The 9,387-nt window shown below is 52.2% G+C and carries 9 protein-coding genes; 5 read left to right on the forward strand and 4 right to left on the reverse strand.

Features of this window, described 5'->3' with window-relative positions; translation table 11 throughout:
* Positions 1–187: 187 nt before the first annotated feature.
* From HMPREF2958_RS03115 to HMPREF2958_RS10960, 3 genes are all read right to left on the reverse strand, one after another.
* Entirely contained in the window at positions 188–1,327 is a 1,140-nt protein-coding gene (locus HMPREF2958_RS03115) for a hypothetical protein (RefSeq protein WP_246828004.1), read from the reverse strand.
* 107 nt (positions 1,328–1,434) lie between these two features.
* Positions 1,435–2,109 (reverse strand): sugar O-acetyltransferase, encoded by a 675-nt coding sequence (locus HMPREF2958_RS03120; RefSeq protein ID WP_070696489.1) that lies wholly within the window; start codon positions 2,107–2,109, stop codon positions 1,435–1,437.
* Positions 2,106–2,258: a hypothetical protein gene (locus tag HMPREF2958_RS10960; RefSeq protein WP_004005629.1), complete on the reverse strand. Its 153-nt coding sequence runs from the start codon at positions 2,256–2,258 to the stop codon at positions 2,106–2,108. The genes HMPREF2958_RS03120 and HMPREF2958_RS10960 overlap by 4 nt, the downstream gene beginning before the upstream one ends.
* A 223-nt stretch (positions 2,259–2,481) precedes the next feature.
* On the opposite strand from HMPREF2958_RS10960, the gene HMPREF2958_RS03125 reads away from it, so the two are divergent.
* The 3 genes from HMPREF2958_RS03125 to HMPREF2958_RS03135 all read left to right on the forward strand — a co-directional run bounded on the left by HMPREF2958_RS03125 (position 2,482) and on the right by HMPREF2958_RS03135 (position 6,013).
* Entirely contained in the window at positions 2,482–3,270 is a 789-nt protein-coding gene (locus tag HMPREF2958_RS03125) for a hypothetical protein (RefSeq protein ID WP_070660298.1), read from the forward strand.
* 24 nt (positions 3,271–3,294) lie between these two features.
* Positions 3,295–4,419 carry a helix-turn-helix domain-containing protein gene (locus HMPREF2958_RS03130; protein ID WP_070696493.1) on the forward strand — a complete coding sequence of 375 codons (1,125 nt, stop codon included), beginning with the start codon at positions 3,295–3,297 and terminating at the stop codon, positions 4,417–4,419.
* Between the two features lie 637 nt (positions 4,420–5,056).
* Complete coding sequence (locus tag HMPREF2958_RS03135) at positions 5,057–6,013, forward strand: hypothetical protein (protein WP_141755785.1); 957 nt, start codon at positions 5,057–5,059, stop codon at positions 6,011–6,013.
* Between the two features lie 30 nt (positions 6,014–6,043).
* Here HMPREF2958_RS03135 and HMPREF2958_RS03140 read toward each other — a convergent pair whose 3' ends face one another.
* Positions 6,044–6,583 (reverse strand): potassium channel protein, encoded by a 540-nt coding sequence (locus HMPREF2958_RS03140; protein WP_070696500.1) that lies wholly within the window; start codon positions 6,581–6,583, stop codon positions 6,044–6,046.
* 240 nt (positions 6,584–6,823) lie between these two features.
* On the opposite strand from HMPREF2958_RS03140, the gene HMPREF2958_RS03145 reads away from it, so the two are divergent.
* Positions 6,824–8,620, forward strand: coding sequence for a long-chain-fatty-acid--CoA ligase (locus HMPREF2958_RS03145; protein ID WP_083313685.1), 1,797 nt, complete (start codon positions 6,824–6,826; stop codon positions 8,618–8,620).
* A gap of 179 nt (positions 8,621–8,799) precedes the next feature.
* Positions 8,800–9,234, forward strand: coding sequence for a lysozyme (locus HMPREF2958_RS03150; protein WP_246828005.1), 435 nt, complete (start codon positions 8,800–8,802; stop codon positions 9,232–9,234).
* Positions 9,235–9,387 lie beyond the last annotated feature (153 nt).

Genomic DNA, 9,387 nt, shown 5'->3' on the forward strand with positions numbered 1-9,387 from the left:
GGATTCTCCTCTTTCGGCGCCCTAGTGTATTTTTTTGGGTCTTGAAACCACATATATTCTGTTTCTGGAATATTCCCGAGTTGGCATATAGCCATATCGTGCACACAAAAATGGGGGCAGGGTTCTCATGTCGTCACGAAACCCTGCCCCGATCGCTATATTCCCTATGGGCTATATACCTGAAACGCTATAACTCCTGGTCCACATAGTTTTGTGCGTAGCGTTCCACACGACGGTGATAGAGACCGCCCAACAGGCCGCCCAGAACTGCGGCGATGAAGGTGATGCAGAGAACCAACGCAACCGAAAGAATAGCGCTTGCCGTACCGTGCTGCGTATACCACTGCACGGAAAGGTTTGCGGAGCCTCCCTGGAAAACCTGGGGCGTGAAATAGGTGAGCAGGCTTGCCGCAAACATGATCATGACCTGCCACAGCCACACCGAAATGCCCTGCTTTGCGCTGGAGAACCGCGCCATGCGGCCAGCCACATACCCGCCGATGCAGTACGCCACCAGGTACGCGGCACCGGTTCCGACACCCTGCCAGAGAGCGAGCGCATCGTTCCCCGAGAATAACCCGCGCACAATAGGAGCCATGGAATCGTAGGGGGTGCCGTGATTAGCCTCGACCACAATCGCTGTAACCCAGAGCAAAAACTGCAAAACACCCATTGCGGCGAACCAGCCCATCAACCCGGGGATAACCTGAAGTCGTCCGTAGCGTGCTTTCTGAAGCTCGAATGCAGTTGCCGCCGTGAGAATGGGGGCGTGCTCGTCGGTATCTTCACCGTCTTCTATGAGGTAATTTTGCGCGGGGGAAGGAGCGGACACGGCTACGATGGCATCACTGTCGCCGCCTTCCCTGGGCGTTGTGGGATGCTCGGGGAGCGGGGGAAGCGCCTCGGTACTGTAGGTAACCATGCTGCTGGGCACGGCGGGGCGTAACTGATCCACGGAGTCGCTGCTGGCAGACTCGTCGGAATCTTCTAACCAGTCGAAGGAAGAATCGCCATTGCGCGAACGATCCTTGGCGGTACCCGCATCGGTCTTCATCTGTGCATTGGCGGATGAAGCGCTTTCCTCAAGATATTTCTGCTGGTCGGCTGCAGAGAGAGGACGGGTTTTCTCTTCGGATATATCGTCGACCGGTACATCCTTGGGGGAGAGCACAACGGTCGGGTCGTCGCTCTCAAAAGCGGCGTCCCATGCGTCATGAGAGCTCTCCCGAAGCTCACTCTGGTTCGTTTTATTTTTCGCGTGCGCGGTATTTTCTTCAGCAGGGGTATTGCGATGGGGACCTGAGGTATTCTTTGGGGTAGATGTCATGGTCTCCTCCATATCGGTGGTTGGCATCTGAGAATTTTTATCTATATATGCTCATAAAAACCGTGGCGCTTGTGGCGCTCGGTTTAAGGGTCGGAAGTTGAGCGATATTAAAAGTTATCAGCTTCAAGGCGCGCATAAAATTCCTGCGCCTGCGTCATTTCCTGTTCACTGTATTGGTGCGGATGCGCCGGTCGCTGCTGCGGGTCAATCGTGCGGATAACGCGGGCCGGATTACCGGCGACGATCGTGTTCTCGGGCACGTCTTTCGTGACCACAGATCCCGCCCCGATCACCGCGTTTTCGCCGATTGTGACGCCTCCAAGAATAATGGCTCCGCCGCCTATCCACACGTTATTGCCCACCGTGATCGGCAGGGCACCCTCCCAAAAATTGATGCGATCCTGAACATTAATCGGGTGGGTGGGGGTGAGGAACTGGCAGCCGGGGCCGACAAACACATAGTCGCCGATGGTAATGGGGGCTACGTCTAGGAACGTGGTGTTGAAATTGAAGAAACAATACTTGCCGATATGGGTATTGACCCCAAAATCGAAGGCAACCGGCGGGCGCATCTGGGTATGCTCACCCAGGCTGCCCAAGTGCTCGCGGAGCACATGCATGCCGTGGGCGTGCTCGCCGCGCGCATAGTACTGCTCGAAAAACTTGACCGCCTGGTAGATGGAATCGCCGACTTGCTTATTCTCCTCGGTAAAGCGGTAGGCTTTGCCCGCCGTCATGCGTTCAAAAGCCTCACTGAGGTTCTGGCGGTTGGGCTTGCTCATGAGTGAGTCCCTCCCATCCAGAAGTACATGATGAGGATAATCGCTAAGCCGATGAGAATCACGATGCCGCCCAGAATGGCGAAGCGTTTCGAGATTTCTCGGAGCAGCTTTTTAAACTGCTCGTCGGTAATGTCATGCCTGTTGCTCATACACCTAGTATCTCAGAAAGGCCCCACCGGATGCAGGCTTACTCATGGTTCTCGCAAGAAGGGCGTTATTCCGGGTTAGATACTACTTCCGGACTTCTATCTATAGGATATGGGAATTGCAATAAGGATTCAGCACGAACAAACCTGTATGTAAATTATTTGCTACAATTTGTGTATTATGTAAATTTTTGCGCATAAAAATAATGAAAGGTAAATCATATCTATGAAAGACTTCGATTTTTCGAATCAACGTGCCACTATTGAGAAGCTTCAAGAACTTGGAGTTCTAGGTCGCCTTGAAGCTATGTTTCGTATCCTGAGGGTAGCTGCCGATCGTAACGAGTTCATCCCCTACACTAGGAACACGACTAAAGGTTCTTTTCACTATGACCTTGTTCGTTCCGTCATGTCGCGTGTGACGCTCACCGGAGAATACCAGCTTGACGACGGTGTAGAGCCTCATACGGAGATAGATACACTCATGGAGGGTCTTCCGCCTGAAGCTCGTAATTTTCTCCCACTTGAACCGACTCACGGCATCTACACGTGGAATACGTTTAAAAATGTTCCATATTGGGAAGTAGACGATTTCTGCTCTCTCATCGTTCAGAGTGCGAACCGATTTGAAGATGGTGTTCAAGGTGTCCGCTGGGAGCGAAGCACCAAGCAGACCATAGTCGCAGAGACGCAACATTATGTAGGGGACGATGCCCTATTCTCCCCTGAAGACTTTGACCTGGATGGTTTCGAAGCCTCTGTACCTATGCACCTGCCAGCGCTCGTGGTCGCATATAATATCTCTCCAGAGGGAGAGTTGCTAGAGGGTGTGATTGGGGTACCTACTCCGGCTCACAACACGTCTGATACTCCGTGGCTTTGGACACACAATATCCTGGCTCACCCCGATCGCAAAGTGCAGGTTACACCTACGGCTACTCAAGCCAGCCCCGTGCCTCAAGAGCAGATTCCAGATATCGAGCTTCAACTCAAGCGCGAGGCTACTCATGAGTAACACAATAACTACGCAGAAAGAACTATGTCTTCCTTCAACGTCATCTTTGACAAGAACCGGTTGGTCCTAGCACGTCAGCTTGCAGGAATCCGGAAGAACGAACTCGCAGCAAAGGCGGGCGTGAGCGCTTCTGCTATCACCACCTGGGAATCCGGTGCTCGGAAACCCACGACGGAGAATATTGAAGCGCTCGCAGATGCTTTTTCGCTTCCGCCTTCTTTTTTTGAGGTGAACGCAGAGTATCAGCACACAAAATCTCAAGACGTTGAAACTATCAATGGTCTTGTTGCCAGCAGCGCACCGCATTTTCGGTCGCTTCGGGCAACTACGCAGCTTCAGCGCGACCAGGCAGAAGCCTATACGCACCTTGTGCATGATGTGGCCGGGGCGCTTTCACGGCATATAGATTTCCCCGAACGGCAGATACCGGATTTGCCCGCTGATCCTGAGGTGAAGAACAGCCCTATCCCTGAGCTTGCCGCGCAGCAGGTTCGTGCTGATTGGGGTCTTGGAACCGGTCCGATTCGCCATGTTATCCGTGAGCTTGAGAAACACGGTGCGGCGGTTGTATTCGCCCCTCAGCAGAGCGACGCCATTGATGCTTATTCTGTGGATACCGGCTTCCTGCCTATCGTTGTACTTCATCCCTTGAAGAACGACTATTACCGTCAGCGCTTTGATGCCGCGCACGAGTTGGGGCATCTGATTATGCATGCAGATGCGGAGCCCGGCAATAAAACTATTGAAGCGCAGGCGCACGAGTTTGCGGCTGAGTTCCTGATGCCCGCTGATTCTATTCGGGAGGAGCTGCCTACTCGGATGACTGGTGCCGGTTGGATGAAGCTCAAGGAACTGAAAGAATATTGGGGCGTGAGTATGCAGGCCTTGCTCTACCGTGCTAAGTCGTTGGGGTGCCTGTCTGATACGTCGTACCGTAACGCAATGATCACGGTATCTAAGAATAAGTGGAGGGTGAAAGAACCTGGTGCTATTTCAACGCTGGAACAGCCTTCGCTCTTTCCGCGGGCCCTTGAAATGGTTACTGAGAACGGAATTATCCCTGAGCTTTTGCGCGAGAGTTCACAGGTGCCGCCGGAGTATTTCGAGGTGATTACGTCCCGAGTGCCTTATACGCAGAGGATTATCTAGCAGGATCGTGTAAAAGGGGATGGATGCGCGTTTGATAGCGTGCGTCCATCCCTTTTTTGTCTCGTGAGACTGTATTCCGCGGGCTGGTGCTTAAAGCGGGAGCATTTTCTTCATTAGGGAGCGGTTAAACTTGACTCGTTCTCCTCAGCGGAATGAAAAACTGCTCCCGGAACGAGTGATGGTAGTAGAGAACGCGCATCGCGGTGACGGTTCAGGAGCTTCTTTATCATTCTATTTTTGGAACATTTCAAAAAGGGACATATATCTTTTGATGTGGCCTATCAGTTATAGATTTCACGCCTTTGGCGGTGCTGTGACAGACTGTTTTCTTGATAGTCCTAGACTCGTAGAAGTTTCGGTATATTTCCGCGATATCCCGACTAAGTTCTCTGTGTTAACAATGCTGATTCTGTAAATGTGTTCTCTCATGTAATGTGTGGACTATTAGGGGAATCAAAGCAGTCACTAGACTTTGCTATATCTAATCTAATGTTCGTGCAGTTATGGTCTATACTATCCATTTCTAGGGATTGTTTACTCTTACTATTAAATGTGGTAGATTCAAGTTAAATATATAAAACTTGACATTAATGTTTTATAAGTTGGGCGTAGGAAGCGACTTGAAGTTAGGTTATATATGTCACAGAATACAGGTGAAAATCAATCAGGGTGTAGTAGTTCTTGCAGTCATGCTACGGGTCAAATTTGTTGTTGCTCATGTGGGGGTAGCAAGCATGGGGTAAAAGGGCGTATCTTATGGGCTGAGGCTCTGGAGGTGCCGAAAGAAAAACGGACAGGTAGGCAACATCGTACTGCAGATATCGCCCAGGGGCGTAGGGCTTATGTAAGGCATCGCGTTGAAGAACAGCAGGAATCTTATAAGAAACTTCCTGACCCTTACAATAAGCCTCGCCAGGGTGATGCTCGGTGGTTTTTCGAGTCTAACCGCTCTATTGATATCGTTGATTGGCTCATTGAGCATCCGACTGAGAGGAAGCAGATTGAGTGGATAGCTAATCAGGTTGGTGATGCCTGTGAGGAAATATTGAAAAAATTTCCTGGGAAGCACAAACGATTGGCTGACCATTTTTGGTGCGATGTATTGGCGGCTTTGGCTCATGCTATCGATGAAGTAAGTAAAAAAATAGATAGTATTTCTGAAAATATTTCTTCATATATAGCTAATTTGGTATGGGAAATACTCAAACAAGAGCGAAGTAGTTCTACGACGAGTGGTAGCCCTAACCCGCGGTCAAAGAAGAGGGAAGTGGCTAAAACCCGTCTCAAAAAAGATGAGGAAGCTGGATTAGGGGATGTATTTCTGGAAAACGTGACTAAGAGATTAGTTGAAAAAATAGTTAAGAAAAGTTTAAAAGGATCAACCCTTCCAATCACAACAAAGCTTGGCGAACTTCAGCAGAATGTGCGTATTTTAGCTCTTCTTATGTGCCCCAATCCATATGCACATCGAGCTGTATGGGAGTATTGCCTTCTTCCTATTTTGAAGGCAGAGATTGTCATTAAGGTAAATGAGTACCTTGAGAACTTTTTGGATACTTTCAAACAACCTTGGAAGTTACCTACTAAAAAATAGAGGCTTAACCGAGGGGAACTCGGCTAGTCGCTAGAACTGAACTGTGCTCTGGCGGCGGCGAGAAAACACACGCACGAGCACGATGATAAAGACAATGCAGAGCGTAAAGTCGATGAGGGTAACAGCCTGTCCGAGCCAGTAAGCAATTATATATACAGCGTTTGCACCTTCGAGATAATGACCGATACCGTTCGGATGATACAGAATCCCCAGGAAGATAAGCATGAAGAGGTCAAGCCCATGATGCAGCGCACCTACGATATTGGCTCCGAGGATAAACCCTAAATACCGTGACCGCAGATAAAATATTGTCGCGGTGATCTGCAGAGCCCAGTAGAGCACAGTAACGAGGATAGGTGAGGATGTATATATCGGGAAATAATTGAGAGAACTCGGATAAAAGATGGCAAGAAAAGTCTGAGCCATGAGCGCAAGCGTTATACCTGCCAACCCCAAACGCATACCATAGAGCTTCCGGAGAGGAAGAGCCGGGCGTGCGGTGCCCGCTACTGAGATCTGCGAGCTCGAATTCTGGTGCGTGGGATTATTACCGAAAGACTTCTCACTCATATTTTCCACCGTAACATTGCGATGTGTACTGATGCATGGTGTACGTCGTCGTATATAGAGATGTTGTAAGCGGGAGCGCATAGTCGAAGGAACCTCGAATATCACCCGCGAGCAGATAGGATTTCGACGAAAAGATAGCGGATTGTTATCTGCTCGTCGAAATCCTATCTGCTCGCGAAATGGATGCGTACAGCGCGTCGCGGGTTGAGCGAAACAGGTCTCAACAGGCACAATCGAAGCATGACTGACCCGCAATATCACGACTCGCATCCGCACGATGCCCAAGCCTCCACGCAGGAATCTCAAAGACCCGCACCCGCTCAAACTACGCCTAATGCCGCTTCCGGGCAGAACCCGCTGGCGCATCGCCCCTGGCTCAAAAATTATTCACCCGGCGTCGCCGTAGACGTTCACTTGCCCGAAACCTCGCTGAGCCACCTGATTGACGATGCTGTCCGCGAGGTTCCCCATAAGGTCGCCCTCGAATTTTTCGGTGCAACCACCACTTACGCCGAACTTGGCAGTCAGATCGACCGCGCCGCCGAAGGGCTGCGCCTGGCCGGGGTGCAGGCGGGGGATCGGGTCGCCCTGATTCTGCCCAACTGCCCGCAGCATATTGTTGCCTTCTACGCGATTCTGCGTCTGGGTGCGATCGTTGTGGAGCACAACCCCCTCTACACCGGCGCCGAGCTGCGGCACATGTTTGAGGATCACGGCGCGAAGGCCGCCATCGTGTGGGATAAAATTTCCGGGCATATTACGGGCCTGCCCGCAGACATCAGACCGGCGCATATTTACGCCGTGAACCTTATTAAAGCGATGCCCGCTCTCACCCGTGCGGCGCTCAAACTGCCGGTCAAAAAGGCGCGCGAATCCCGCGAAAAACTCGAAGGAGCCGCCCCCGGAACCACAAGCTGGGCGCAGCTGCTCAAGAGCCCGCCGATCGACCCCGACTTTAAACGGCCCACCGCTCACGACGTAGCGCTCTTGCAGTACACCTCCGGCACCACCGGACTGCCCAAGGGCGTCATGCTCACCCACCGCAACCTCGAATCGAACGGGCGCATGGGCGAAGCCTGGATTCAGCCTGGCGACGATGAAAGTATTTACTCGGTGCTGCCGCTCTTCCACGCCTACGGCATGACCTTGGGCGTAACGATTGCGGCGCTGTGCCGCGCCCGGCTGGTGCTCTTCCCAACCGTCGATATGGGTCTGATTACTAAGGCGATGAAGAAGACCCGCCCCACGATTCTGCCCGCAGTACCGCCGGTATATCGCCGCCTGATGGACGTCGCCAAAGAGCAGGGCATATCGCTGCAGGGCGTTCGCTATGCGGTTTCGGGCGCCATGAACCTGCCGCCCGAGCTGGTGGCAGAGTGGGAGGATGCATCCGGCGGGTACATGGTTGAGGGGTACGGGCTGACCGAGTGCGCGCCGCTCGTCTCATGTAATCCGCTCAACGATACGCGCCGCGCCGGGTCAATCGGTATTCCCTTCCCCTCGACCGATATTCGCGTGGTAGATCCCGAAACCCTTCAGGATGTGCCGCTCGGCGAAGAGGGGGAACTGTGGGTTCACGGCCCGCAGTGTTTCGCCGGGTACTGGAAACGCGAAGAAGACACGCAGAAAACCATTACGGCTGACGGCTGGCTGCGCACCGGCGATATTGTGCGCCTGGACGAAGACTACTTCATTCAGATCGTAGATCGCATTAAGGAAGTCATCATTACCGGCGGGTTCAACGTTTCGCCCACCGAAGTGGAAACCGCCCTGAAACAGCACGATTCCGTGGCGGATGCGGCGGTCGTGGGCATCCCGCAGGCCAGTGGGGGAGAGATGGTAGTCGCCGCCGTGATTCCCGCCGAAGGGCACGCGGTTGATGAACATGCACTGCGCGAGCACTGCTATGCGCGTGTGACCCGCTATAAGGTGCCGCGCAAGATTGTGGCGGTGGATGATCTGCCCCGGTCGATGCTCGGCAAGATTCTGCGCCGCAAGGTACGTGAACAGTTAATCGCCAGCGGGGAGTTTGATTAAAAACACACTCTGGCACAACTGCGAGTTCGAGCGTCAAGGCAGAAGACTGTCTGTCATACCTCTTGTATGACTCTGAATCCTTAGTTACGGTGGGGACCGGAACCTCTTAATGAAATCGTAATTATTCTTCAGAGGAGTTGATACCAATGCATCAGATATCACCTGAAGGAATTGCCTTCTTGAAAGAGAAAGAAGGGTTCAGGAGTGACGCCTACTACGACGTGGCGGGTGTTCTCACGATTGGTTACGGGCATTCGATCTATGCGCCCAGTATTGAGGAATACCCCATCCATGAGGGGCAGCATATCACCGAAGAAGAAGGGGAAAAGATCCTTCGTGCAGATTTGAAGCCTACCGAAGCCGTTGTGAATTCTGCTGTTACTCGTGAAATTACTCAGAAGCAATACGACGCGCTCGTGTCATTCACCTTCAACCTGGGTGCGGGTACCTTTAAGTCGAGTGATGTTCTCGAACTCACAAACCAGGGAAATTATCAGGCTGCCGCGGATGCTCTGCTGCAATACTCGCACGCTGGCGGAGAATTCATCCCGGGGCTGTACAAGCGCAGGGAAGAGGAAAAGGCTATGTATCTTTCTTCGCTTCCCCAAGCATAAGATTCAGTGCGGTACGATGTCGGGGTCGGCTATCATGACGGGTTCTTGGGGAAAAGCTCCAAAGCTTCCGAATCGGTGGAGACCCCTGACTGGCTACTCAGAATAGGTAGTGCGTGATCTGGTCTAACGGATACGCTCTACAAGACTACGAGG

Origin of the sequence: Rothia sp. HMSC036D11 (genome assembly GCF_001814205.1) — a bacterium.
Taxonomy (GTDB): Bacteria; Actinomycetota; Actinomycetes; order Actinomycetales; family Micrococcaceae; genus Rothia; species Rothia dentocariosa.